Origin of the sequence: Phytobacter sp. MRY16-398 (assembly GCF_003925915.1) — a bacterium.
GTDB lineage: Bacteria > Pseudomonadota > Gammaproteobacteria > Enterobacterales > Enterobacteriaceae > Phytobacter > Phytobacter diazotrophicus.
This window is the reverse complement of sequence record NZ_AP018758.1, coordinates 18,737-41,158: the sequence shown is the minus strand read 5'-3', so window position 1 is coordinate 41,158 and position 22,422 is coordinate 18,737. Positions and strand designations below refer to the sequence as shown.

The 22,422-nt window shown below is 53.3% G+C and carries 22 protein-coding genes and 3 pseudogenes; 16 read left to right on the top strand and 9 right to left on the bottom strand.

The genetic code is table 11. The features are described 5' to 3' along the window. The first annotated feature begins 8 nt into the window (after nucleotides 1-8). The 8 genes from MRY16398_RS30390 to ccgAII all read left to right on the top strand — a co-directional run bounded on the left by MRY16398_RS30390 (nucleotide 9) and on the right by ccgAII (nucleotide 5,823). Nucleotides 9-248: a hypothetical protein gene (locus tag MRY16398_RS30390; protein ID WP_000932975.1), complete on the top strand. Its 240-nt coding sequence runs from the start codon at nucleotides 9-11 to the stop codon at nucleotides 246-248. Nucleotides 249-1,133: 885 nt separating this feature from the next. Next, on the top strand, nucleotides 1,134-1,430 hold the full coding sequence (gene ccgD, locus MRY16398_RS30385; protein WP_000545925.1) for a protein CcgD: 297 nt from the start codon (nucleotides 1,134-1,136) through the stop codon (nucleotides 1,428-1,430). 14 nt (nucleotides 1,431-1,444) lie between these two features. After that, nucleotides 1,445-1,786, top strand: coding sequence for a hypothetical protein (locus MRY16398_RS30380; RefSeq protein ID WP_015344948.1), 342 nt, complete (start codon nucleotides 1,445-1,447; stop codon nucleotides 1,784-1,786). Between the two features lie 68 nt (nucleotides 1,787-1,854). Continuing rightward, the gene (gene ccgC, locus MRY16398_RS30375) at nucleotides 1,855-2,139 is read left to right on the top strand and encodes a protein CcgC (protein WP_001750002.1); all 285 of its coding nucleotides are present in this window, start codon (nucleotides 1,855-1,857) and stop codon (nucleotides 2,137-2,139) included. Between the two features lie 208 nt (nucleotides 2,140-2,347). After that, nucleotides 2,348-2,680 carry a hypothetical protein gene (locus MRY16398_RS30370; RefSeq protein ID WP_012561126.1) on the top strand — a complete coding sequence of 111 codons (333 nt, stop codon included), beginning with the start codon at nucleotides 2,348-2,350 and terminating at the stop codon, nucleotides 2,678-2,680. Between the two features lie 1,352 nt (nucleotides 2,681-4,032). Beyond that, nucleotides 4,033-4,542 (top strand): antirestriction protein ArdA, encoded by a 510-nt coding sequence (locus MRY16398_RS30365; RefSeq protein ID WP_000129958.1) that lies wholly within the window; start codon nucleotides 4,033-4,035, stop codon nucleotides 4,540-4,542. Between the two features lie 726 nt (nucleotides 4,543-5,268). Continuing rightward, nucleotides 5,269-5,448, top strand: coding sequence for a protein CcgAI (gene ccgAI / locus MRY16398_RS30360; RefSeq protein WP_000214483.1), 180 nt, complete (start codon nucleotides 5,269-5,271; stop codon nucleotides 5,446-5,448). Nucleotides 5,449-5,502: 54 nt separating this feature from the next. Beyond that, entirely contained in the window at nucleotides 5,503-5,823 is a 321-nt protein-coding gene (ccgAII, locus tag MRY16398_RS30355; protein WP_001749971.1) for a protein CcgAII, read from the top strand. 110 nt (nucleotides 5,824-5,933) lie between these two features. Here ccgAII and MRY16398_RS30350 read toward each other — a convergent pair whose 3' ends face one another. The 4 genes from MRY16398_RS30350 to stbA all read right to left on the bottom strand — a co-directional run bounded on the left by MRY16398_RS30350 (nucleotide 5,934) and on the right by stbA (nucleotide 7,974). Then, nucleotides 5,934-6,278 (bottom strand): hypothetical protein, encoded by a 345-nt coding sequence (locus MRY16398_RS30350; RefSeq protein WP_000999874.1) that lies wholly within the window; start codon nucleotides 6,276-6,278, stop codon nucleotides 5,934-5,936. Between the two features lie 181 nt (nucleotides 6,279-6,459). Then, nucleotides 6,460-6,828, bottom strand: a complete 369-nt coding sequence (gene stbC / locus MRY16398_RS30345) for a plasmid stabilization protein StbC (protein ID WP_000414913.1) — start codon at nucleotides 6,826-6,828, stop codon at nucleotides 6,460-6,462. 1 nt (nucleotide 6,829) lies between these two features. Further along, on the bottom strand, nucleotides 6,830-7,546 hold the full coding sequence (stbB, locus tag MRY16398_RS30340) for a StbB family protein (protein ID WP_001749973.1): 717 nt from the start codon (nucleotides 7,544-7,546) through the stop codon (nucleotides 6,830-6,832). Between the two features lie 8 nt (nucleotides 7,547-7,554). Further along, entirely contained in the window at nucleotides 7,555-7,974 is a 420-nt protein-coding gene (gene stbA, locus MRY16398_RS31140; protein WP_001749974.1) for a plasmid stabilization protein StbA, read from the bottom strand. A 616-nt stretch (nucleotides 7,975-8,590) separates the two neighbouring features. Between stbA and MRY16398_RS30330 the strand changes: the two genes are divergently transcribed. From MRY16398_RS30330 to MRY16398_RS30310, 5 genes and pseudogenes are all read left to right on the top strand, one after another. Beyond that, nucleotides 8,591-8,881 (top strand): hypothetical protein, encoded by a 291-nt coding sequence (locus MRY16398_RS30330; RefSeq protein WP_000706094.1) that lies wholly within the window; start codon nucleotides 8,591-8,593, stop codon nucleotides 8,879-8,881. Between the two features lies 1 nt (nucleotide 8,882). After that, complete coding sequence (locus tag MRY16398_RS30325; RefSeq protein WP_001749976.1) at nucleotides 8,883-10,412, top strand: type IV secretion system DNA-binding domain-containing protein; 1,530 nt, start codon at nucleotides 8,883-8,885, stop codon at nucleotides 10,410-10,412. Next, nucleotides 10,412-13,654, top strand: coding sequence for a MobF family relaxase (gene mobF / locus MRY16398_RS30320; RefSeq protein ID WP_001749977.1), 3,243 nt, complete (start codon nucleotides 10,412-10,414; stop codon nucleotides 13,652-13,654). The genes MRY16398_RS30325 and mobF overlap by 1 nt, the downstream gene beginning before the upstream one ends. Then, complete coding sequence (locus MRY16398_RS30315; RefSeq protein ID WP_001749978.1) at nucleotides 13,654-13,827, top strand: hypothetical protein; 174 nt, start codon at nucleotides 13,654-13,656, stop codon at nucleotides 13,825-13,827. The genes mobF and MRY16398_RS30315 overlap by 1 nt, the downstream gene beginning before the upstream one ends. Nucleotides 13,828-14,033: 206 nt before the next feature. Beyond that, nucleotides 14,034-14,675, top strand: a pseudogene (locus MRY16398_RS30310) (DMT family transporter); the annotation flags it as partial. Nucleotides 14,676-14,706: 31 nt separating this feature from the next. Here the strand turns inward: MRY16398_RS30310 and tet(A) are convergent. Beyond that, nucleotides 14,707-15,906 carry a tetracycline efflux MFS transporter Tet(A) gene (gene tet(A) / locus MRY16398_RS30305; RefSeq protein ID WP_012579085.1) on the bottom strand — a complete coding sequence of 400 codons (1,200 nt, stop codon included), beginning with the start codon at nucleotides 15,904-15,906 and terminating at the stop codon, nucleotides 14,707-14,709. A 105-nt stretch (nucleotides 15,907-16,011) separates the two neighbouring features. Here tet(A) and tetR(A) point away from each other — a divergent pair, with 105 nt between their 5' ends. Next, the gene (gene tetR(A) / locus MRY16398_RS30300; protein ID WP_000164043.1) at nucleotides 16,012-16,662 is read left to right on the top strand and encodes a tetracycline resistance transcriptional repressor TetR(A); all 651 of its coding nucleotides are present in this window, start codon (nucleotides 16,012-16,014) and stop codon (nucleotides 16,660-16,662) included. A gap of 31 nt (nucleotides 16,663-16,693) precedes the next feature. On the opposite strand, the pseudogene MRY16398_RS30295 reads toward tetR(A), so the two are convergent. Further along, nucleotides 16,694-16,934 (bottom strand): annotated as a pseudogene (locus tag MRY16398_RS30295) (relaxase). A gap of 310 nt (nucleotides 16,935-17,244) precedes the next feature. Between MRY16398_RS30295 and MRY16398_RS31135 the strand changes: the two are divergent. Next, complete coding sequence (locus tag MRY16398_RS31135; protein ID WP_001749956.1) at nucleotides 17,245-17,697, top strand: DUF6710 family protein; 453 nt, start codon at nucleotides 17,245-17,247, stop codon at nucleotides 17,695-17,697. A gap of 173 nt (nucleotides 17,698-17,870) precedes the next feature. Here MRY16398_RS31135 and MRY16398_RS30285 read toward each other — a convergent pair whose 3' ends face one another. The 3 genes and pseudogenes from MRY16398_RS30285 to MRY16398_RS30275 all read right to left on the bottom strand — a co-directional run bounded on the left by MRY16398_RS30285 (nucleotide 17,871) and on the right by MRY16398_RS30275 (nucleotide 21,682). Continuing rightward, nucleotides 17,871-18,404: a phospholipase D family nuclease gene (locus tag MRY16398_RS30285; protein WP_000792636.1), complete on the bottom strand. Its 534-nt coding sequence runs from the start codon at nucleotides 18,402-18,404 to the stop codon at nucleotides 17,871-17,873. Further along, nucleotides 18,404-18,646 (bottom strand): annotated as a pseudogene (locus tag MRY16398_RS30280) (P-loop NTPase family protein); the annotation flags it as partial. The gene MRY16398_RS30285 and the pseudogene MRY16398_RS30280, both read right to left, overlap by 1 nt. Nucleotides 18,647-18,673: 27 nt before the next feature. Continuing rightward, nucleotides 18,674-21,682, bottom strand: a complete 3,009-nt coding sequence (locus MRY16398_RS30275) for a Tn3 family transposase (RefSeq protein WP_001556712.1) — start codon at nucleotides 21,680-21,682, stop codon at nucleotides 18,674-18,676. A 163-nt stretch (nucleotides 21,683-21,845) separates the two neighbouring features. Between MRY16398_RS30275 and MRY16398_RS30270 the strand changes: the two genes are divergently transcribed. Then, a complete protein-coding gene (locus tag MRY16398_RS30270; RefSeq protein WP_001556711.1) occupies nucleotides 21,846-22,418 on the top strand; it encodes a recombinase family protein in 573 nt (190 codons plus the stop codon). The last annotated feature ends 4 nt before the right edge of the window (nucleotides 22,419-22,422 follow it).

The following is a 22,422-nucleotide window of genomic DNA, read 5'->3' as shown; positions in this document are numbered from 1 at the left end:
GATCAGCGATGCTGAACAAAACCGAAAACAACACCAACATTAGTAGTATCAACCCCTGTTCTACAGAGAGCCTAATAGCCGTGACGGGAAATGATGGAGAGACGCATATCATTCAGCGTGAGTTAATATCCCACTCTGTTGAAGGGCATGAAGCCACAATCATTCACCTTGTAACCGGGAAGTCGATAAGGGTTTCTTTGTCATCTGAAATTCTGGCAAAAAAACTAGGCATTACCGTGTCTGAATAACGGGTTTTGTTGCTTTGTTATAAGGTTTTATCCGTGTGTGGCAGAGTTCTAAAAAGGGAAACGTGAGAGATTATGAATACGATTAGCATAACGGAAATCGTGTTGAGTGTGCTTCTTGCGGGCGCTTTGGGGCCGGTTTTATTACGTCGAAAAAAAGGTCTGCTGTTACTGTTGTTGATTCTGGTCTGCACGATACTTTTGCTTCATGGTGTCACTACGATTTACTGATGTGGTCGAAAATCTTTAAAAGCGAACCCCCGGACGTCACCCCTCCGGGGCCGTTCTGCTGTGCTGCGCATCGAGCCGCTACGCGTCTCGCCCCGCTCACGCGGGCAGCTGCCACTGACGCCTCCGGCCTGCGGCCTCCGCGCTCCGCTTGGCAACCCCTTCCCCTGCTGCCGCTCATTTCCCCTTCAGCCTCCTATCATGATTCGTCTCCTGCATTATCCGTGGATTGTGCAGCTCAGTGGGGCGCTGGCCGTGACGGTGCGGTGTCCCCCGTAACCGGCCGCGCGGCGGCCGCTAACTCGCAGTACGGCGCCGCGACCCGCAGGCGGGCCGCCGTACCCGCGCGCAGGCGCGCGGCGCCCACTGCGCACCCCCGTGGGGGACGTGCGGCAGCTGCGTGGCGGCGGGCTGGGTTATGGCTTAGCAGGAAGGGGGGTTGGCCTGTTGCTCCGGTCAGTCCCGCAGTTTCCGGCGATTTGCGGCCGGTGTCCGGTGGAGTCCGGCGCGGTCGCCTTCCATGCCCTGACGGGCATAAAAACATGTAAATAAATTCCGTACTTGTATTGACTTTAAAGGCGTAATCACCGATAATTAAATCATCGGGAGGCAACACCGCCACCCGAAAAATTGCCGGTATCGGCGCTTACAGGAGTCGTCATGCACTTTACTAACTTCCTTCAGCGTTACTTCGATATAGAGATTGAACATACCTTTGACCCTACCATTCAGGGCAGCAACGAAACGGGTAAAGACGTCACTAAAATCTGGATCTATGAGAAGGGCGAGGATAGCGAACCGCTGCTTACTCTGACAGAAGCATGGTGGTATACCGAGACAAAAACGGCTGGTAACTGGCTTATCGGCAACGTGTATTCAACGCTTGAGCATGGGCGTGAAATTCATGAAAGCGAATTTCGTAAACTGGTAACAGCTGGCAAGGTGATATCAGCATGAGTAAGGGGAATAAAATGCTTATTAATCGGATAGCGGTTATCGGGCTTGCAGTTGTCGCAGCCGCTACGCAGGCAGGTGTGCCGCCGGTTAAGTTTTTTTACCGGGATACAGTCCCGGTAAGCATTACGCTGGACGAACCCGCAACGGGTTGCAGCATGGCCGGTGTGATTGTTCATCCAGTGGATCGGCCAGCGGCAAAAGTGGCGTGGTTTAGCGAGCGGATTTGCGGTAAAAAACGTTACCCGGTTAGCTTTATCAGTGATGAAATTAGCGCCCCGCATAACGTGATCCATAAAGGGGAAAAGTTTCACGTTACCCCGGCTCAGGTCAATCTCCTGGACGCGCAAAACCTCTAATTAAATCATCGGGTGGCAATACCGCCGCCCGAACAATCGCCGGTATCGGCAACCATCAAGGAGTTCACATGTATCACTATCTCGTTTTTGTCCCTCTCGCATTAATTTTTAGCGCCGCTGCGCTTGCCCTGCCCTGGTTTATCGTTCGTGCGGGATACAGGGATCTGGTGCAGATCACCTGCGCCTGCGTCTCTGTTCTGGGCCTGTGTGCGGCGACAGGGGTTTTCAGCTACTTCGATAATAAGCCGCTTGCGTTTCTGTACGGTTGCGGCGCGCTGGCGTGCTTTTTGTACGCGGTAGACTGCGCGATACCGTTGTATATGACGCGTAAAAAGCCACGTAAGCAGCTGTAAGAAAAAAGGCGGGTAATCCCCGCCTTTTTTATTGAGGCTGTCAGAAAGCGATTCAGGCACTCTATGAACGCTTTGCAAGATATAAAATTTTGTATGCACATTCCGTACTTATATTGACTTTGAGGACATAATCACCGATAATTAAATCATCGGGAGGCAACACCGTCGCCCGCAAAATTGCCGGTATCGGCGCGCAAAGGAGTACATCATGGATTACCAGACCCGCTTAAATTCTGATATAACCAAAGAGATTGATTATCTGGCATCACTGCGTAAACAACGCATGGTGGCGGATCTGCGCACAGAGCTGGTTTACGGCTCCCTGGAGCGTCTGGCAGATATGATCTGCAACACCGTCACTGACTGGTCGCTTCCCTGCCCTGTTCTGCCGCTTTCTTCCGTACAGCAATGGCACAAAGCCCGCGAAATCGTCCTGGCAGATTATGAGGACTTCGGCCACGATGCCTGGGACTTTGCCCGCCACTATATGAAAACAGAGCTTAGCTTCGGTTATGCCTGCTACAAAGACGATATTGCCTGATGATTAACAACATGGGGGGCTAACGCCCCCCTGATAAACTGACCCTTTTAATGGCCTTACCGCCGATTTCAGATGGAACGAGAGATAAACAGCGGCAGACTCCGGGCGTTACCCCTTCGGGGCCGCTCTGCTGTGCTGCGCATCGAGCCGGTTCCCGTCTCGCCCCGCTTACGCGGGCAGCGGCCGCTAACGCCTCCGGCCTTCGGCCTCCGCGCTCCGCTTGGCCTCCGGGCTTCGCCCTCCGCGCTGGCGCTTGGCGGCTGGCGTCAGCCGCCAGCCAGGTTCGCCGGTATCTCAGCTGCCCGGTCATAAAGCCGTTCCGTTGGCGTGGGTCGTTCCGCCTATGACCGCAGTGAAACCGGGCGCGGCAGGTTGTCAACAGACGCTTCGCTCAAGCTGTTGACAACCTGCCTTATTCGCCCGGTTACAGTGCGGCCGTCGGAAACGACACCCCGCCAACTTCTCTACAGGTGCTATATGACCTCTACCATCCTCGAAAACCTACCGCAAATCATCACCTCGCTGGCCGCTCTGATTACGGCCGTAACCGGCCTAATCAAAGTGCTACGCGACAAAGACAAGTAACAGCCATCGGGGCGGCTGTGCCGCCCCTTTGCAGCTGCTTGCCGGTGATCTCTCCAGTTTATGTTCTGACATTGTGCTAAATCCTGATGCCACACAGGGCGTTACCCCTTCGGGGCCGCTCTGCTGTGCTGCGCATCGAGCCGGTTCCCGTCTCGCCCCGCTTACGCGGGCAGCGGCCGCTAACGCCTCCGGCCTTCGGCCTCCGCGCTCCGCTTGGCAGGCCACACCCTGCGCCGGACTCGCCCGGCCGCAAGCGGCCGCCCCGCCCCTTCGGGGTGCCAACGCCCTTCAGGCGTCGGCATCCTTTGCCAGTGCGCTATTGTGTTATCCGTGGATTGTGCAGCTCAGCGGGGCGCTGGCCGTGACGGTGCGGTGTCCCCCGTAACCGGCCGCGCGGCGGCCGCTAACTCGCAGTACGGCGCCGCGACCCGCAGGCGGGCCGCCGTACCCGCGCGCAGGCGCGCGGCGCCCACTGCGCACCCCCGTGGGGGACGTGCGGCAGCTGCGTGGCGGCGGGCTGGGTTATGGCTTAGCAGGAAGGGGGGTTGGCCTGTTGCTCCGGTCAGTCCCGCAGTTTCCGGCGATTTGCGGCCGGTGTCCGGTGGAGTCCGGCGCGGTCGCCTTCCATGCCCTGACGGGCATAAAAACATGTAAATAAATTCCGTACTTGTATTGACTTTAAAGGCGTAATCACCGATAATTAAATCATCGGGAGGCAATACCGCCGCCCGAAAAATTGCCGGTATCGGCGCTTTAAGGAGTACACCATGACTGATATTACGACCCCTTCTGTTTATGTTGGCACTTACCATAAATACAACTGCGGAAGCATTGCGGGAGCCTGGCTCGATCTGACCGATTTTGATAGCTCAGAGGAGTTTTACGAGCGCTGCCGCGAGTTACACGCAAATGAGGCTGATCCAGAATTTATGTTCCAGGATTGGGAGGGTATTCCGTCTGATATGGCGTCAGAGTGCCATATCAACTGGGATTTTATTAACGGCTTTAAACAAGCCCGCGAGGAAGGAAACGAAGCGGCGTTTGTGGCCTTTGTTGATCTGTTTAATAGCACTGATTTCGACCTGTTTAGAGATGCCTATATGGGCGAAGCTAAGGACGAAGAAACTTTTGCAGAGGAATACCTGAATGATAGCGGTCTACTGAATGAAATTCCTGAATCCGTAGCCCGATATTTTGACATCGTAGCCTATGCGCGGGATCTGTTTATTGGGGATTTCAGTTTACATGACGGACACGTATTTAACATGACTTGCTGAAACCTAGTCCCCCGCCACGCGGGGGATATTAAACACCGCTCTAATTAATCGCCGGTATCGGCAAACAGCCATCTGGGCGGCTGCGCCGCCCCTTTGCTGCTGCTTGCCGGTGATCTCTCCAGCTCATGTTCTGCCATTGCGCTAAATCCTGATGCCACACAGGGCGTTACCCCTTCGGGGCCGCTCTGCTGTGCTGCGCATCGAGCCGGTTCCCGTCTCGCCCCGCCCCTTCGGGGTGCCAACGCCCTTCAGGCGTCGGCATCCTTTGCCAGTGCGCTATTGTGTTATCCGTGGATTGTGCAGCTCAGCGGGGCGCTGGCCGTGACGGTGCGGTGTCCCCCGTAACCGGCCGCGCGGCGGCCGCTAACTCGCAGTACGGCGCCGCGACCCGCAGGCGGGCCGCTGTACCCGCGCGCAGGCGCGCGGCGCCCACTGCGCACCCCCGTGGGGGACGTGCGGCAGCTGCGTGGCGGCGGGCTGGGTTATGGCTTAGCAGGAAGGGGGGTTGGCCTGTTGCTCCGGTCAGTCCCGCAGTTTCCGGCGATTTGCGGCCGGTGTCCGGTGGAGTCCGGCGCGGTCGCCTTCCATGCCCTGACGGGCATAAAAACATGTAAATAAATTCCGTACTTGTATTGACTTTAAAGGCGTAATCACCGATAATTAAATCATCGGGAGGCAATACCGCCACCCGAAAAATTGCCGGTATCGGATCACTAAGGAGTAAGCATGACCACTGTTACCACCCCTTCCCAGCTGAAAAAAGAAGTCGAATCTCAGAAAGAATTATTGCTGCGCGCCTGCCTCGAAGCGTTCAACCAGCTGCCTAATCAGCGCCTGCAAGGCGCTTTCACATCGACGTATGCACTGGCGGCAAAATTAGACCAGCTGCTGCAACAAACTAAATAGCACTGACGACCCGGCCAAGCCGGGTCTTTAACAGAAAGATCGAGGACAAACGACATGACCACACAAACCCTTGAGCAGACTCTTGAAGATTTTCGTCGCCAGTGTGAGAGTTTTGCGCGCGAACAGCAGCCCCGCTGCGGCCTGATTTATGAACTGTATCAGCGCCGCCTGAGCGCGGTTATTGACGGCTATCTTGCTGGCGTTCCGGCCGAGTATCGGGAAGAACTGATCGCGGTAGCGCGGCGTGAATTTGACTATCTGACCCAAGACGAGATCGCGGAAGAAATCCGGCAGGATCGGGAAAACGATTATTGCAGCCACGGTATTGAGCGTAATTGTTGCCCGCTGGGCTGCGGAGATCTAGACGATTACTGAGCCGCCGAAAGAAAAAAACCCGGATTGACCGGGCTTTTTTCTTTCCGCTGCGCGGCCGTTTCAGTTATTACTCCGCGCTGCTTTTGGCAATTTCTGTATAGCACAATACACTACACATTAAGCTCGTTTGCTTCGACGGCTAGCCAGCAGTTAAAGGTTTCGCTCTGCCGTTCGCCGCCGCAACCTCCCTCCGCTTTCAGCTTTCCGCAAGCCTGGCATTTCCCCAGCTGCGCCTTTTGCTCCTGCCACTGTTGCCAGTTTCGGATCAGCAGCAGTTGGAAAAACTCATTCGTGGAATAGGCTGTTCGTCCTGGACGACGAACCCGGCAAAGCTCCTGTAACATTGCTTCTTCCTGTTTTGTTAGCGTGACTGTCACGCTAGCGCCTTCCTCTTTGAGTCGCGCGCGGCGCCGGGCCTGGCGAATACGGGCTTGTTCACGCTGTCGGTCATTCATATTTTTCCTCCACGTGACTGTCACGTTGAATTAAACCGGGCATTACCCCTGCGGGGCCGTTCTGCCGTGCTGCGCATCGAGCCGCTACGCGTCTCGCCCCTTCGGGCGGCGGCCACTAATGCCTCCGGCCTGCGGCCTCCGCGCTTCGCTTGAAAAAAAACCGGGACATGCCCGGTTTACATTATCTCAGTAGAATTATGGCTATCGCGGCACCCACGGCGGCGCCCACAATAGTGCAGCCAGCTGTAATAAAAAGGATCTGACGGGTTAACGTCTCAGCTCTGGACGCCTGCGCGCGGCGGAACTTCGTCAGAAATTCCTCACGCGCCTTAGCATCATCACTAATTGCCAGGCTAATTGAACGCTGGTTTTCTACTAAAGTCCGTTTAAGAGAGTCTGCCGTCTCTCCTAAACTTTCGGTGTCTTTTGCCAGCTTTTCCGAAAGCGCAGAAAGTATCTCAGTCATTTCTTTCTGACTTGCGGTGATTTCCTTCGCGTCACCTAAAAACCAATCCATCAGAACTTCAAATTTATCTGGCTGCTTTTCCATTTTATTCTCCCATTAAAGCCGCATATGCTTTATCGAGATTAGCTTTAACAGGAATTGCCTGTTTCATGTAGGTATAACGGCGGGCCAGTTTTTTGCGCTCGTCAGCATCCGTTGTTTGTTTAGCGCGGGCTTTAAATTCTTCTGGATCTTCAGCGGTCAATGCTTCGAATGAGATACGGTGATACGCGAGATATTCGAAAACTTCACTGTTATAAATAACAGATTTCTTGCTGATTTTGCCAACTTTCGTTCGTTTGACAAATTCAAATACCGGCGCCAGTACATCCTCTACTTCACTATCTGGACTAATGCGGTTTGGAACAAAGATGATTTTATCGCTGCTTACACCTGCCTTACTTAACGTATGTGCTGTTTTCAGGCTTTCATCAATGGCCTTATTATCAGGCGTAACCGGGATTACATACTTATCAAATTCATTCGCGCCACTGTCAAAGCGGGACATTGCCATCAGGAACGCTTCTACGTTTGACGCACCAATATCAATAATCCCGGCATCTTCAAAAACAATATCTTCAATCAACCGTGAAAAGTCATCACCTTTAAAAATGGAAACATTCTCAATCCCCAGATCGGAAGCAGACTGGTTGATAGTTTCAACCGCATAGAATTTTGCTCCAGTCAGACGCGGGGCTAACAGGTAGGATGAAATTAAGGTTTTACCAACGCTGCCACTGTAATTAATTACCGCTACTTTCATAAATCACCTCAGAATTTTTTATTGAACATCTTAGGGTCGAAATCTTCACTGATTTTATTGAAGAACTCTTTATCAATAATGCCGGGACTTTCTTTTTTTTCACTTCCTTGCGGTTCAGGCTCAGGCGGCGTTTGTGTATTGTGCAATACACTTTCCTCTGCACCTTTCTCGCTACCTCCTTTTTGTGTATTGTGCAATACACTATCATCATTGTTCGGCATCCTTTCATGTGTATTGTGCATTCCATTTTTCCGGATTTGCCGCGCTCTATATAGGGACGTATCAAAGCTACGAACGTTCACACCTTCCAGGCCGAAGCGTTCAGAAACTGCCTTATAAATTTCCTCCCTGGAAACTCCCAGTGACAGCATTTCTTCTATTTCCGGCAACATCAACTGAAGTGCCGCCCTGATACTTTTGGGCTTCATAGTACCCTCATTTAGAATGATGTAATTTTGATGTAATTTTGATGTACTTTTGATGTACTTTTGTTGTACTGGCTACCTCATGACCAAAGAATGATGTAATTTTGTTGTACTGTCAACCTTCAAGTGATGTAATTTTGATGTAATTTTGATGTACTTTTGTTGTACTGGTATTCATGCAAGCATGAATACGGAATATTGAACGCTTTTTAGCCAGTTAGTCCTTAACCTACGTAGATCGCCCCTACCAAAAAAGATGATTTTTTATCCCTTAACCTGCTATACACCTAACGCAGCGCGATAAATCACGCTATCATACTGATTTAAAAGATAAAAAAATAAATAGCAACAATATTCGGTAATAATTAGGTATTAAAAACACCCAATAACTCATTGTTTTATAATGAGTTTGCTTTATTACTTTGGTAATACTAAGATTTCAGCTTGTTAGATCCCAATTTTTTGTTTAAAAAATGCACAATGTGAGGACTGAATGCCAATAATAACCGCAAAAGTATCAGATGAACTTTTGGCCTATATAGACCTGGTTTCAGGAGGTAATCGGTCAGATTATCTGCGGCGCTGCATTGAAGCTGGCCCAGGTGATCGGGAGTCCGGGTTGAAAATAGTTGCCGACCGGCTGAGCGACGTAAATCGCAAACTGGATTATCTTTTTGACCGTGCTTCAGATGCGGATTTTGGCCCACTGCGCGATGAGCTGAAGGCAATAACCGAAACGCTATCTGGCGTAAAATTCCCACCGGCAGGACAGATGATGTTGCATGAATCACTCGCTATTGAAACGCTAATCCTCCTGCGCTCGATAGCAGAACCGGGCAAAACCAAAGCGGCAAAAGCAGAGGTTGAACGTAACGGCTACAAAGTCTGGGAACCAAAAAAGGAGCGCTGAAATGGACGATAGAGAAAGAGGCTTAGCATTTTTATTTGCAATTACTTTGCCTCCAGTGATGGTATGGTTTCTAGTTGCAAAATTTACCTACGGTATTGATCCATCCACGGCTAAATACCTGATTCCGTATCTGGTTAAGAATACTTTTTCGCTATGGCCTTTATGGTCAGCTTTAATTGCTGGCTGGTTTATTGGTGTTGGCGGTCTGATCGCTTTTATCATTTATGATAAATCACGCGTGTTTAAAGGCGAAAGATTCAAAAAGATTTATCGTGGTACAGAGCTTGTTAGCGCCAGAACACTCGCTGATAAAACACGCGAAAGAGGTGTCAACCAGTTAACCGTGGCTAATATCCCCATACCTACATACGCTGAGAACTTGCATTTTTCGATTGCCGGTACAACCGGTACTGGTAAAACCACAATTTTCAATGAACTGTTATTTAAGAGCATCATTAGAGGCGGCAAAAATATTGCTTTAGATCCAAATGGGGGGTTCTTAAAGAATTTCTATCGTCCCGGCGATGTTATTTTAAACGCCTATGATAAACGCACTGAAGGCTGGGTGTTTTTCAATGAAATTCGCCGTTCATATGATTACGAGCGCTTAGTGAACTCTATTGTTCAGGAAAGCCCTGATATGGCTACTGAAGAATGGTTCGGCTATGGCCGTCTTATTTTTAGTGAAGTTTCGAAAAAACTTCACAGCCTATACAGCACAGTAACTATGGAAGAAGTTATTCACTGGGCCTGTAACGTTGACCAGAAAAAATTAAAAGAATTTTTAATGGGGACGCCTGCCGAAGCTATTTTTTCCGGGTCTGAAAAAGCAGTTGGAAGCGCGCGATTTGTTCTCAGTAAGAATCTTGCCCCACATTTGAAAATGCCGGAAGGTAATTTTTCCCTGCGTGACTGGCTTGATGATGGAAAGCCGGGAACCTTGTTTATCACCTGGCAGGAAGAAATGAAAAGGTCACTTAATCCGCTAATTTCCTGCTGGCTGGATTCGATTTTTTCTATCGTGCTGGGTATGGGTGAAAAAGAAAGCCGCATTAATGTATTTATTGACGAGCTGGAATCACTCCAGTTTCTGCCAAACCTCAACGATGCACTGACCAAAGGGCGTAAAAGCGGTCTGTGTGTTTATGCTGGCTATCAAACCTATTCTCAGCTGGTTAAGGTTTATGGTCGGGATATGGCTCAGACAATTCTGGCTAACATGCGTTCTAACATCGTGCTGGGCGGCAGCCGTCTCGGTGATGAAACGTTGGATCAAATGTCGCGCTCACTCGGTGAGATAGAAGGCGAAGTTGAGCGTAAAGAATCCGATCCTCAGAAGCCCTGGATTGTCCGTAAACGCCGCGACGTTAAAGTTGTTCGTGCCGTAACGCCTACCGAAATATCAATGTTGCCAAACCTCACCGGCTATCTGGCGTTGCCTGGTGATATGCCCGTCGCTAAGTTCAAGGCTAAACACGTTAAATACCATCGCAAAAACCCTGTTCCTGGCATTGAACTGAGGGATATCTGATGCTTGATATAACCACGATTACCCGCCAGAACGTCACTAGCGTTGTGGGCTACTACTCTGATGCAAAGGATGATTACTACAGTAAGGATTCATCATTCACGTCCTGGCAGGGAACCGGAGCTGAAGCCCTCGGCTTATCCGGGGACGTTGAATCAGCCCGGTTTAAAGAGCTGCTTGTCGGTGAGATAGATACCTTCACGCATATGCAGCGACACGTGGGTGATGCCAAAAAAGAGCGTCTGGGCTACGACCTGACGTTTTCAGCGCCTAAAGGGGTATCCATGCAGGCGCTGATACACGGCGATAAAACCATTATCGAGGCTCATGAAAAAGCTGTTGCCGCTGCTGTGCGTGAAGCTGAAAAACTCGCGCAGGCCCGGACGACTCGCCAGGGGAAATCAGTAACCCAGAATACCAATAACCTTGTCGTCGCTACTTTCCGCCACGAAACGTCCAGGGCGCTAGATCCTGATTTGCACACACACGCTTTTGTCATGAACATGACCCAGCGCGAGGACGGCCAGTGGCGCGCGCTCAAAAATGATGAGCTGATGCGTAATAAAATGCACCTGGGCGATGTTTACAAACAGGAGCTGGCGTTGGAGTTGACCAAAGCCGGTTATGAGCTGCGTTACAACAGCAAAAATAACACGTTCGATATGGCCCATTTTTCAGATGAACAGATTCGCGCTTTTTCCCGCCGGTCGGAGCAAATTGAAAAGGGACTCGCTGCAATGGGGCTGACGCGGGAAACCGCCGATGCTCAGACGAAAAGCCGCGTCTCGATGGCTACGCGTGAAAAGAAAACAGAGCATTCCCGTGAAGAAATTCACCAGGAATGGGCCAGCCGCGCCAAAACGCTCGGCATTGATTTTGATAACCGTGAATGGCAGGGACACGGTAAACCTCTGGAGGCTGATATAGCGCGCAACATGGCCCCGGATTTTACCAGCCCGGAGGTTAAAGCTGACCGGGCTATCCAGTTTGCAGTTAAGTCGCTGTCAGAGCGCGATGCCAGCTTTGAACGCCAGAAGCTGATTCAAATCGCTAATAAGCAGGTGCTGGGCCATGCCACAATAGCCGATGTTGAAAAAGCGTACCTGAAGGCGGTACAGAAGGGCGCCATCATCGAGGGCGAAGCCCGGTATCAATCAACTCTGAAGGTCGGTGCTTCAGTTATGGCCGAAACTCTGACGCGCAAAGAGTGGATCGACTCGCTGACGAATAGCGGGATGCGTGCGGATAAAGCCCGTTTTGCGGTAGATGATGGTATTAAAAACGGCAGGCTTAAAAAGACCAGCCACCGCGTCACTACCGTGGAGGGTATTCGCCTTGAGCGTTCCATTCTGACTATCGAATCACGCGGCCGGGGGCAGATGCCGCGACAGCTGACCGCAGAGATTGCAGGCCAGCTGCTTGCCGGGAAAACCCTCAAGAAGGAGCAGATGCGCGCGGTTACAGAAATTGTGACGAGCAAAGATCGGTTTGTGGCCGCACATGGTTACGCCGGTACCGGTAAAAGCTATATGACGATGGCCGCTAAAGAGCTGCTGGAGTCACAAGGGCTGAAGGTCACGGCGCTGGCCCCCTATGGGACACAGAAAAAAGCGCTTGAAGATGATGGATTACCGGCCCGCACCGTTGCCGCTTTCCTCAAAGCGAAGGATAAAAAGCTGGATGAAAAATCAGTCGTATTCATTGATGAAGCCGGGGTTATACCCGCCCGACAGATGAAACAGCTGATGGAGGTGATCGAGAAGCATAACGCTCGCGCGGTATTCCTGGGGGATACGTCACAGACGAAAGCGGTAGAAGCCGGTAAGCCTTTTGAGCAGCTGATTAAAGCAGGTATGCAGACCAGCTACATGAAAGACATTCAGCGACAGAAGAATGAAGTTTTGCTTGAGGCGGTTAAGTATGCCGCTGAAGGTAATGCCGCGCGCGCCCTGAAAAATATCACCGGCGTGAACGAACTGAAGGAAGAAGCGCCCCGACTCTCTCAACTAGCCGATCGCTACCTGTCTCTGTCCTCAGAACAACAGGATGCCACCCTGATAATCTCTGGTACGAACGCCTCACGCAAAACCCTCAATGACTACATCCGGGGCAATCTGGGGCTTGCCGGAACCGGCGAAACGTTCACGCTACTTGACCGCGTGGATTCGACACAGGCGGAACGCCGCGACAGCCGTTATTTCAGTAAAGGGCAAATCATTATCCCCGAACAGGATTACAAAAATGGTATGAAGCGGGGCGAGTCTTACCAGGTTCTTGATACCGGGCCGGGCAACAAATTGACGGTTGAAAGCAGCAGCGGTGAGCAGATCGCTTTCAGCCCGCGTACACACACCAAGCTGTCTGTATACCAGGCAGTCAGCGCCGAACTGGCGCCGGGCGATAAGGTTATGGTAACGCGTAACGATAAAACGCTGGACGTTGCCAACGGCGACCGCTTCACGGTGAAAACCGTGGAGGGTGAAAAACTGACGCTTGAGGACAAAAAAGGGCGCACGGTTGAGCTGGACAAAAAACAGGCTTCTTATCTTTCCTATGCTTATGCAACCACCGTCCACAAATCCCAGGGGCTTACCTGTGATCGCGTGTTGTTCAACATAGATACCAAATCGCTTACCACTTCTAAGGACGTTTTTTATGTTGGTATTTCGCGTGCGCGTCATGAGGTGGAAATTTTTACCGACGATAAAAAATCTTTGGCATCGAGCGTGAGCCGCGACAGCCCGAAAACCACGGCCGCAGAAATTGACCGTTTCTTTGGGCTTGAGGCCAGGTTTAAGGATATTGGCCGCGATACCAGTTTAGAAACCCGATCAGCTGAAAAAGGTCTGCCAGAAGCCACGGGGGAAAGCATGGCGTTTAACCAGAAACCCGATGAACATAACATGACAACCGGCACTGATTATCAGCCGGTGAGCAACGCAGAGGACGCCTTTCATCTTAAGCAGAACCCTATGGATGATTCCGTTGGCCTGCGGCGTCATGAAGCACAGCAAAATGATGCAGAACTGGCCCATGATTATGCTGCTGCCGACGATCAGCAGTGGAGCGCGCAGGAGTATGCCGATTACGAGCATTATGCCGAAGCATCAGACTACGACTTTGACAGCAGCATTTACGACGATTACGCCATGCCGCAGACGTCTCAGGCGGAACAGAGCCATACCGGAAAAGAACACACCCATGAGCATGAGCATGAGCATGAAGAAGGGGGCCATGAAATCTGATGGAGCAGACCGACAAGCGCAAGCAGGATAAACTGAAGTTCGACCGGGTAATTAATCTGGCGCGCAGACTGCCGCAACCGGCGATCCATGACTTACTACGCGCGCTGATACTGCCAATTCAGGCCGATTACTTGCTGGGGTCGTCTCAGAATTCGGAAAATAAAGCACGCTAGCGGTTGATCTGTCAGGTTGAAGCCTGAGAGGCCGAGCGCAGATCGTCAGAAAAGGCGAAAAACGATCCTAATCTGACGCAACATAGGTGGGGTGCCTGACGCCCGGTTGAGGCGTACTTCAACTGGACACCATTCCAGAAAGACCAAGCATGGCATGGCCTGCCGCTGTCTTACCGTGCTTTATTTCCCGTTTTCTCTATCGACCCCTTTCGGTCTACCGCCTGCCGGGCGGGGTCGCGGCGACGGTAGGCGCTGTGCAGCCGCTGATGGTCGTGTTCATCTCTGCCGCTCTGCTAGGTAGCCCGATACGATTGATGGCGGTCCTGGGGGCTATTTGCGGAACTGCGGGCGTGGCGCTGTTGGTGTTGACACCAAACGCAGCGCTAGATCCTGTCGGCGTCGCAGCGGGCCTGGCGGGGGCGGTTTCCATGGCGTTCGGAACCGTGCTGACCCGCAAGTGGCAACCTCCCGTGCCTCTGCTCACCTTTACCGCCTGGCAACTGGCGGCCGGAGGACTTCTGCTCGTTCCAGTAGCTTTAGTGTTTGATCCGCCAATCCCGATGCCTACAGGAACCAATGTTCTCGGCCTGGCGTGGCTCGGCCTGATCGGAGCGGGTTTAACCTACTTCCTTTGGTTCCGGGGGATCTCGCGACTCGAACCTACAGTTGTTTCCTTACTGGGCTTTCTCAGCCCGGGGACCGCCGTGTTGCTAGGATGGTTGTTCTTGGATCAGACGCTGAGTGCGCTTCAAATCATCGGCGTCCTGCTCGTGATCGGGAGTATCTGGCTGGGCCAACGTTCCAACCGCACTCCTAGGGCGCGTATAGCTTGCCGGAAGTCGCCTTGACCCGCATGGCATAGGCCTATCGTTTCCACGATCAGCGATCGGCTCGTTGCCCTGCGCCGCTCCAAAGCCCGCGACGCAGCGCCGGCAGGCAGAGCAAGTAGAGGGCAGCGCCTGCAATCCATGCCCACCCGTTCCACGTTGTTATAGAAGCCGCATAGATCGCCGTGAAGAGGAGGGGTCCGACGATCGAGGTCAGGCTGGTGAGCGCCGCCAGTGAGCCTTGCAGCTGCCCCTGACGTTCCTCATCCACCTGCCTGGACAACATTGCTTGCAGCGCCGGCATTCCGATGCCACCCGAAGCAAGCAGGACCATGATCGGGAACGCCATCCATCCCCGTGTCGCGAAGGCAAGCAGGATGTAGCCTGTGCCGTCGGCAATCATTCCGAGCATGAGTGCCCGCCTTTCGCCGAGCCGGGCGGCTACAGGGGCGGTGATCATTGCCTGGGCGAGTGAATGCAGAATGCCAAATGCGGCAAGCGAAATGCCGATCGTGGTCGCGTCCCAGTGAAAGCGATCCTCGCCGAAAATGACCCAAAGCGCGGCCGGCACCTGTCCGACAAGTTGCATGATGAAGAAGACCGCCATCAGGGCGGCGACGACGGTCATGCCCCGGGCCCACCGGAACGAAGCGAGCGGGTTGAGAGCCTCCCGGCGTAACGGCCGGCGTTCGCCTTTGTGCGACTCCGGCAAAAGGAAACAGCCCGTCAGGAAATTGAGGCCGTTCAAGGCTGCCGCGGCGAAGAACGGAGCGTGGGGGGAGAAACCGCCCATCAGCCCACCGAGCACAGGTCCCGCGACCATCCCGAACCCGAAACAGGCGCTCATGAAGCCGAAGTGCCGCGCGCGCTCATCGCCATCAGTGATATCGGCAATATAAGCGCCGGCTACCGCCCCAGTCGCCCCGGTGATGCCGGCCACGATCCGCCCGATATAGAGAACCCAAAGGAAAGGCACTGTCGCCATGATGGCGTAGTCGACAGTGGCGCCGGCCAGCGAGACGAGCAAGATTGGCCGCCGCCCGAAACGATCCGACAGCGCGCCCAGCACAGGTGCGCAGGCAAATTGCACCAACGCATACAGCGCCAGCAGAATGCCATAGTGGGCGGTGACGTCGTTCGAGTGAACCAGATCGCGCAGGAGGCCCGGCAGCACCGGCATAATCAGGCCGATGCCGACAGCGTCGAGCGCGACAGTGCTCAGAATTACGATCAGGGGTCTGTTGGGTTTCACGTCTGGCCTCCGGACCAGCCTCCGCTGGTCCGATTGAACGCGCGGATTCTTTATCACTGATAAGTTGGTGGACATATTATGTTTATCAGTGATAAAGTGTCAAGCATGACAAAGTTGCAGCCGAATACAGTGATCCGTGCCGCCCTGGACCTGTTGAACGAGGTCGGCGTAGACGGTCTGACGACACGCAAACTGGCGGAACGGTTGGGGGTTCAGCAGCCGGCGCTTTACTGGCACTTCAGGAACAAGCGGGCGCTGCTCGACGCACTGGCCGAAGCCATGCTGGCGGAGAATCATACGCATTCGGTGCCGAGAGCCGACGACGACTGGCGCTCATTTCTGATCGGGAATGCCCGCAGCTTCAGGCAGGCGCTGCTCGCCTACCGCGATGGCGCGCGCATCCATGCCGGCACGCGACCGGGCGCACCGCAGATGGAAACGGCCGACGCGCAGCTTCGCTTCCTCTGCGAGGCGGGTTTTTCGGCCGGGGACGCCGTCAATGCGCTGATGACAATCAGCTACTTCACTGTTGGGGCCGTGCTTGAGGAGCAGGCCGGCGACAGCGATGCCGGCGAGCGCGGCGGCACCGTTGAACAGGCTCCGCTCTCGCCGCTGTTGCGGGCCGCGATAGACGCCTTCGACGAAGCCGGTCCGGACGCAGCGTTCGAGCAGGGACTCGCGGTGATTGTCGATGGATTGGCGAAAAGGAGGCTCGTTGTCAGGAACGTTGAAGGACCGAGAAAGGGTGACGATTGATCAGGACCGCTGCCGGAGCGCAACCCACTCACTACAGCAGAGCCATGTAGACAACATCCCCTCCCCCTTTCCACCGCGTCAGACGCCCGTAGCAGCCCGCTACGGGCTTTTTCATGCCCTGCCCTAGCGTCAGCCTCACGGCCGCGCTCGGCCTCTCTGGCGGCCTTCTGGCGCTCCTGCTGCGGCGTCCGCTCGTGGGCCGTGGCGCGGGTCCGCGCGCCGGCCTCGTGCGCCTGGCGCTCGCGGGCGAGGTCCAGGGCGGCCGTCTTCACGTTCTGCCTTGCGCAGATGAGATAGGGGTCGATAGAGAAAACGGGAAATAAAGCACGGTAAGACAGCGGCAGGCCATGCCATGCTTGGTCTTTCTGGAATGGTGTCCAGTTGAAGTACGCCTCAACCGGGCGTCAGGCACCCCACCTATGTTGCGTCAGATTAGGATCGTTTTTCGCCTTTTCTGACGATCTGCGCTCGGCCTCTCAGGCTTCAACCTGACAGATCAACCGCTAGCGTGCTTTATTTTCCGAATTCTGAGACGACCCCTTGCTGGCCGTTGGCACGGAGGGCCAGGACGCGCGCCCGGACATGAACGAGCGCGAGTTCTTCTTCACAAAAATCATCTGGGCGATGGATTACACGCACATGAAATCACTCAGGCTTGCAGCTGAAGATTTTCCCCTGGCGCTTGCGACGGCCAAGATCCTGCCGTGGCCGTGGGATGAATCAAGCTACCGGAGTGCTTTAGCCGATATAGGCAGCGCTAAGGGCAATCCGTGGGTACAGGATATTAACCACCGCGTTACTTTGTGGTTGCCCTGGCGGATAGGCTTTGTACGAGGAGGGAACCATTCTATTGCCAGCGGCGTTCTGGCCGGTGAGGGTGAGGTAATACCCGATACGGTTTATGATATGCGGTATTTGCTCGATATTGTCAGCACTGACGGGTATTACTGGTACATGAGCGGGAAGATCTGCGAGAGAGTCAGTGACTACCGTACAGCCGCCTTTTTTGAAATAGGCCGCCTGCTTACACTGTGATTCCTTCAAAATATCTCAACGAAATTTCCCGACACCTGTTTAAGCTATCTTGCTGATATTTCTGTTTTTCGATTTTTGCCGGCGCGATGCCGGCGACGTTGGCCAGCTGCCCCGTGCGCGATACTGAGATCAGTTTCTTTGAACAAAAAAAACCGCCTTTCGGCGGTCAGTATTCAGTAGCTGGAACGGTAGTCTCTCCCCCGATTCCAGCGGTCTTGCCAGTGTTCGAGGAATGATTCAGCGAGCTTAGGCATGTTCCAGATCACCACCGCATTCTCCGAGTTTTTCGTTTCGGCCGCTTTGGTGAAATTAAAGCTGCCAGTTTCAACGGTCACATTATCCACGATGATCACCTTGTCATGCTGGATAGGGAAATCACTGTCAGTACGCAAAGGGATGCCGCTGTTCGCTATGTAGTTCATGGCCGCAATGCTGGCGCGCCCCGTATTGCCCCTTTCATCAATTACGATTTTCACATCAACTCCCCGTTTTTTGGCTGCTACCAGCGCCTTCATAATATCCGGGGCGGTAAAAGAATAAGCCATCATCCGTATCGAGGTTTTTGCGGAGTCAATGGCGCTCAGGACGAGAACGCGGGCGCTTCCTTCAGGCGAGTAGCCAACCTGAACGGATGGTTCCACCGCAAAGGCGGGCAGGGCGGCTGTCGTAAATGCTGCGGCCAGAAGCCAGGTTGCTAAGTTTTTCATTACAGGCTCCCGTTCACACACTGCATTTTATATTCAGGGTCAAAATAAATTTCTTTGATTTTCCGCTTTTCCATATGCACCACAACGTCAATGGTGGAGTAGAGCATTCGCATAATATCGCTCATATCGAGCATACGGCCGATAGGGGTCGCCTTGATAAGCAGCCCAATACGGTTAAAGGCATCGCGCGCAGAGTTAGCGTGCGTTGACATAACACCGCCTGGATGGCCGGTATTGGGGTTTGAGAGCCAATGGAACGAAAACGTACGCTAAGAAGTTAATTCATTGTTTAAATTGAAATTTAGTTCTCTCAGTTCCCCCTTCAAAATATCCTCCGGTAGCGTAAACGTATAATGCCCCAGCATATTGATATGCCCGTGCATCAGTGGGGACAACCGGGCGATATCTTCAACCCCGATTTCTTCTCCATTACTGCGTATCCAGCTCAGGGCTTCCTGCATATAAAGTGTGTTCCACAGCACCACTGCGTTAGTGACCAGGCCCAGTGCCCCCAGCTGATCTTCCTGACCTTCACGATAGCGCTTTCTGATCTCACCGCGCTGCCCGTAGCAGATCGCCCTCGCCACAGCATGGCGGCCTTCCCCCCGGTTTAGCTGCGTCAGGATCCGCCGACGATAATCCTCATCATCAATATAATTAAGAAGGTACAGCGTCTTGTTGACGCGCCCCACTTCCATGATCGCCTGTGCCAGCCCTGATGGGCGCGAGCTTTTCAGCAAAGAGCGAATGAGTTCTGAAGCATGAATGGTGCCCAGTTTCAGCGAACCGGCGGTTCGCATCATCTCATCCCACTGATCCTCGGCTTTCGACAGATCGGCACAACCACGTGCCAGTTCGTCCAGTGCACCGTAATTTGCCGATTTATCCACTCGCCAGAATACCGCTTCACCGGCATCGGCAAGCCGGGGGGAAAACTGGTATCCCAGCAGCCAGAAGAGGCCAAAAATAATGTCGCTGGTACCGGCTGTGTCTGTCATGATCTCAACCGGATTCAGCCCTGTCTGCTGCTCCAGAAGGCCTTCCAGCACAAAAATGGAATCTCGTAATGTGCCGGGGACAACGATGCCGTGGAATCCAGAGTACTGATCAGAGACGAAGTTGTACCAGGTGATGCCACGTCCGGAACCAAAATATTTTCTGTTAGGTCCTGAATTGACGGTTTTCACCGGCGTGACAAAGCGCATGCCATCAGCTGAAGCCACTTCGCCACCACCCCAGCGGCCAGCAAGCTCCAGTGTGGACTGAAAATCAACCAGGCGGGCATTGGCGCTGACCAGCGTTTCTGCCCGGAGGTAATTCTGTTTTACCCAGCTAAGCCGGTGGCGCGTCAGCGCCGGTATATTGTGCTTTATCAGCGGTTCCAGCCCGATATTGCAGGCCTCTGCCATCAGGACCGCGCACAGGCTGATGTGCAGATCCTGTGCCCGGGCCCCGGATTCACTGACATGCGTAAACTCACGTGTAAATCCCGTTCTGGCATCTATTTCAAGCAACAGTTCCGTCAAATCTACTGGCGGGAGTAGCAGCCTTACCCGACTGTTGAGACGATGCAACGATGTTGGCTCCTCCAGTTTCTCCAGGCTGCTGATAGTCAGGGAAGGATGTTTACCGTCATGGCAAATATGAACCTCCGCATTTCCTTCAAAGCGGGATGCGACGGTTTTCCAGGTTTCATCTAGCTGGACCGCCAACTGTTGCACGCCTTTATGTCCATCAGTGGGATGTCCCAGCGCCCGGCAAACGGGGACCCGCTGAGCCTGCCATTCTTCCCCCTGCAACAGCTTCTCGCGGGGATTTCCCCAGCGATCGCTGTTTTCGAGCCAGATGTCCCTTCGACGTAGTGCATCCTGAAGGCGCTCCAGCAGACAAAGCGAGTAACCGGCACGCTGTATCCGGCCCTCCGCATCGTATACCAGGCGTTTCCAGGGGCCGGTAATAATATGTTCAGGCGCATTGTCCAGGATGCGCTTTTTCGAGCCGTTCAGTTCGGTCAGATAATGAATGGCGGACAACGTATGTTCTCCGGCTGGCGCTGCCTGGAAATGCAGGTCGCGCAATACCGCCGGAAGAAAGCGCTTTACCCGCCCGTACTGCTCCACCATTTCGTCATGGAAATTGTTGTTCTGAGGCCGGGCCAGCTCATTTACCTTGCTGACGGATTCTGCCAGCCTGCTTTTCGGTATGCTGTTGAATATGGTCTCCCTCAGTTCAGCATCGTCAGCCTGTTCATCCAGCAACAATGAACATGCCCGCGCCAATATTAGCGCAGCACGATCAAGATCTTTAAGCGTCCTGAGCCGTTTTTTCTGCCCCGTTTTCTTCGCCGCACGAGTGATATCCAGTATCAGCATATCGAGCACATCAACGGCCTCATCCAGCGCCGCAGTCTCCTGCGCTTTAACGAATGCTGTGAGTACGGCCAGTTTTCTCTGCTGTGGCATTCGCGCGATATATTTTACCGACGCCATGCCTGCGTAACGGGCCAAATTACGCAGTTGTATAGCAGGCAGACCGGTAAAATTCAGTCGGGAAAATTCCAGGTTTCGCAGCCGGATATACCGCTCCAGCGCTTCGGTAAATGCCGGGCCGCTGACGGTGACCGGTCCCTTTTTCAGTTGCTCCAGCGGTGAAGTACGCTGCCCCTCAGGAATGTCCAGAAGCTCCGTCACGCGGGCGGTCTGCCAGCTGTCCGGCAACGCGGCCAGTTTCTTCCACAGCCGCTGATTTGCCCGTTCGCGTATTTCACTGACGAGACGTACAAGTGTGGTTGCTCCGGGCAGCAGGACCTTATTCTGAAGCAGCCACGCGGTGGCAAAATCAAACATAAGGCCGGGTCGCTCATTACTGAGCCATGCGCGGGTGTACAGCAGGCGCTTCAGGCGGAAAGACCAGGGGAAATCGCCAAATTCATGGTAACCGTAATATTCCTTAATCAGCGCAGTATGCTCTCTGAGGGTGGTAACCCGTTCTGCGTAGCGGGTAAGGACTTCCGGACGGCGAATATTAAGCTGCACCGCGACAAATTGCTGAACACCTGGCAGAACCCGGGTTAAGTCTGTCAGAAAGGTGCCCAGAAAACGGGCGGTGGTGAGCTGAAGCGCAATTCCCAGCCGGTTATGCCTTCCCCGCCGCTGGTTAATGAAGGCAAGATCCCGCTCATCAAGATGAAAATAGCGCGCCAGCTGCACGTCATTGGGTTCTGCAACATAGCGACCATAATTCAGTTCCTGCTCAGTGGTCAGAAAATCGACGGGCATACCGGCCTCCCTGCCTGATGGTCATGAATTAACAATTTCGCAACCGTCCGAAATATTATAAATTCTCGGACACACTAAAATGGTGTTGTCTAGGTGTCTATTAAATCGATTTTTTGTTATAACAGACACCCACTGTCCGATATTTGATTTAGGATACATTTTTATGCGACTTTTTGGTTACGCACGGGTATCAACAAGCCAGCAGTCCCTCGATATTCAGATCAAGGGGCTTAAAGAGGCGGGGGTGAAAGCCAGTCGCATATTTACCGACAAAGCATCCGGCAGTTCTACCGACAGGAAAGGACTGGATCTGCTGCGAATGAAGGTGGAGGAAGGTGACGTCATCCTGGTGAAGAAACTCGACCGGCTTGGCCGCGACACTGCCGATATGATCCAACTGATAAAAGAATTCGACGCTCAGGGAGTCGCGGTCCGATTCATAGACGACGGGATCAGCACCGACGGTGAAATGGGGAAAATGGTTGTGACCATTCTTTCAGCTGTAGCCCAGGCCGAACGCAGGAGGATTCTGGAGCGTACGAACGAAGGACGGCAGGAGGCCAGGCTGAAAGGTATCCGGTTTGGCCGAAAGCGCATCATCGACAGAAATAGTGTACTGGCACTTCATCAGCAGGGAACTGGTGCAACAGATATTGCCCGCCGGCTCAGTATTGCCCGTTCCACTGTTTATAAAATTCTGGAAGATGAGAGCCGGGTTAATCTGAGCAAAATTTGAGGAC

Coding starts and splice junctions, on each gene's coding strand:
- ccgAI (WP_000214483.1), top strand. CDS start 5,269: ATGACCACTGTTACCACCCCTTCCCAGCTGAAAAAAGAAGTCGAATCT.
- ccgAII (WP_001749971.1), top strand. CDS start 5,503: ATGACCACACAAACCCTTGAGCAGACTCTTGAAGATTTTCGTCGCCAG.
- MRY16398_RS30275 (WP_001556712.1), bottom strand. CDS start 21,682: ATGCCCGTCGATTTTCTGACCACTGAGCAGGAACTGAATTATGGTCGC.
- ccgC (WP_001750002.1), top strand. CDS start 1,855: ATGTATCACTATCTCGTTTTTGTCCCTCTCGCATTAATTTTTAGCGCC.
- MRY16398_RS30285 (WP_000792636.1), bottom strand. CDS start 18,404: ATGAAAAACTTAGCAACCTGGCTTCTGGCCGCAGCATTTACGACAGCC.
- MRY16398_RS30365 (WP_000129958.1), top strand. CDS start 4,033: ATGACTGATATTACGACCCCTTCTGTTTATGTTGGCACTTACCATAAA.
- MRY16398_RS30380 (WP_015344948.1), top strand. CDS start 1,445: ATGCTTATTAATCGGATAGCGGTTATCGGGCTTGCAGTTGTCGCAGCC.
- MRY16398_RS30370 (WP_012561126.1), top strand. CDS start 2,348: ATGGATTACCAGACCCGCTTAAATTCTGATATAACCAAAGAGATTGAT.
- MRY16398_RS30350 (WP_000999874.1), bottom strand. CDS start 6,278: ATGAATGACCGACAGCGTGAACAAGCCCGTATTCGCCAGGCCCGGCGC.
- stbC (WP_000414913.1), bottom strand. CDS start 6,828: ATGGAAAAGCAGCCAGATAAATTTGAAGTTCTGATGGATTGGTTTTTA.
- MRY16398_RS30390 (WP_000932975.1), top strand. CDS start 9: ATGCTGAACAAAACCGAAAACAACACCAACATTAGTAGTATCAACCCC.
- MRY16398_RS31135 (WP_001749956.1), top strand. CDS start 17,245: ATGAACGAGCGCGAGTTCTTCTTCACAAAAATCATCTGGGCGATGGAT.
- ccgD (WP_000545925.1), top strand. CDS start 1,134: ATGCACTTTACTAACTTCCTTCAGCGTTACTTCGATATAGAGATTGAA.
- MRY16398_RS30270 (WP_001556711.1), top strand. CDS start 21,846: ATGCGACTTTTTGGTTACGCACGGGTATCAACAAGCCAGCAGTCCCTC.
- mobF (WP_001749977.1), top strand. CDS start 10,412: ATGCTTGATATAACCACGATTACCCGCCAGAACGTCACTAGCGTTGTG.
- MRY16398_RS30325 (WP_001749976.1), top strand. CDS start 8,883: ATGGACGATAGAGAAAGAGGCTTAGCATTTTTATTTGCAATTACTTTG.
- stbA (WP_001749974.1), bottom strand. CDS start 7,974: ATGAAGCCCAAAAGTATCAGGGCGGCACTTCAGTTGATGTTGCCGGAA.
- stbB (WP_001749973.1), bottom strand. CDS start 7,546: ATGAAAGTAGCGGTAATTAATTACAGTGGCAGCGTTGGTAAAACCTTA.
- MRY16398_RS30315 (WP_001749978.1), top strand. CDS start 13,654: ATGGAGCAGACCGACAAGCGCAAGCAGGATAAACTGAAGTTCGACCGG.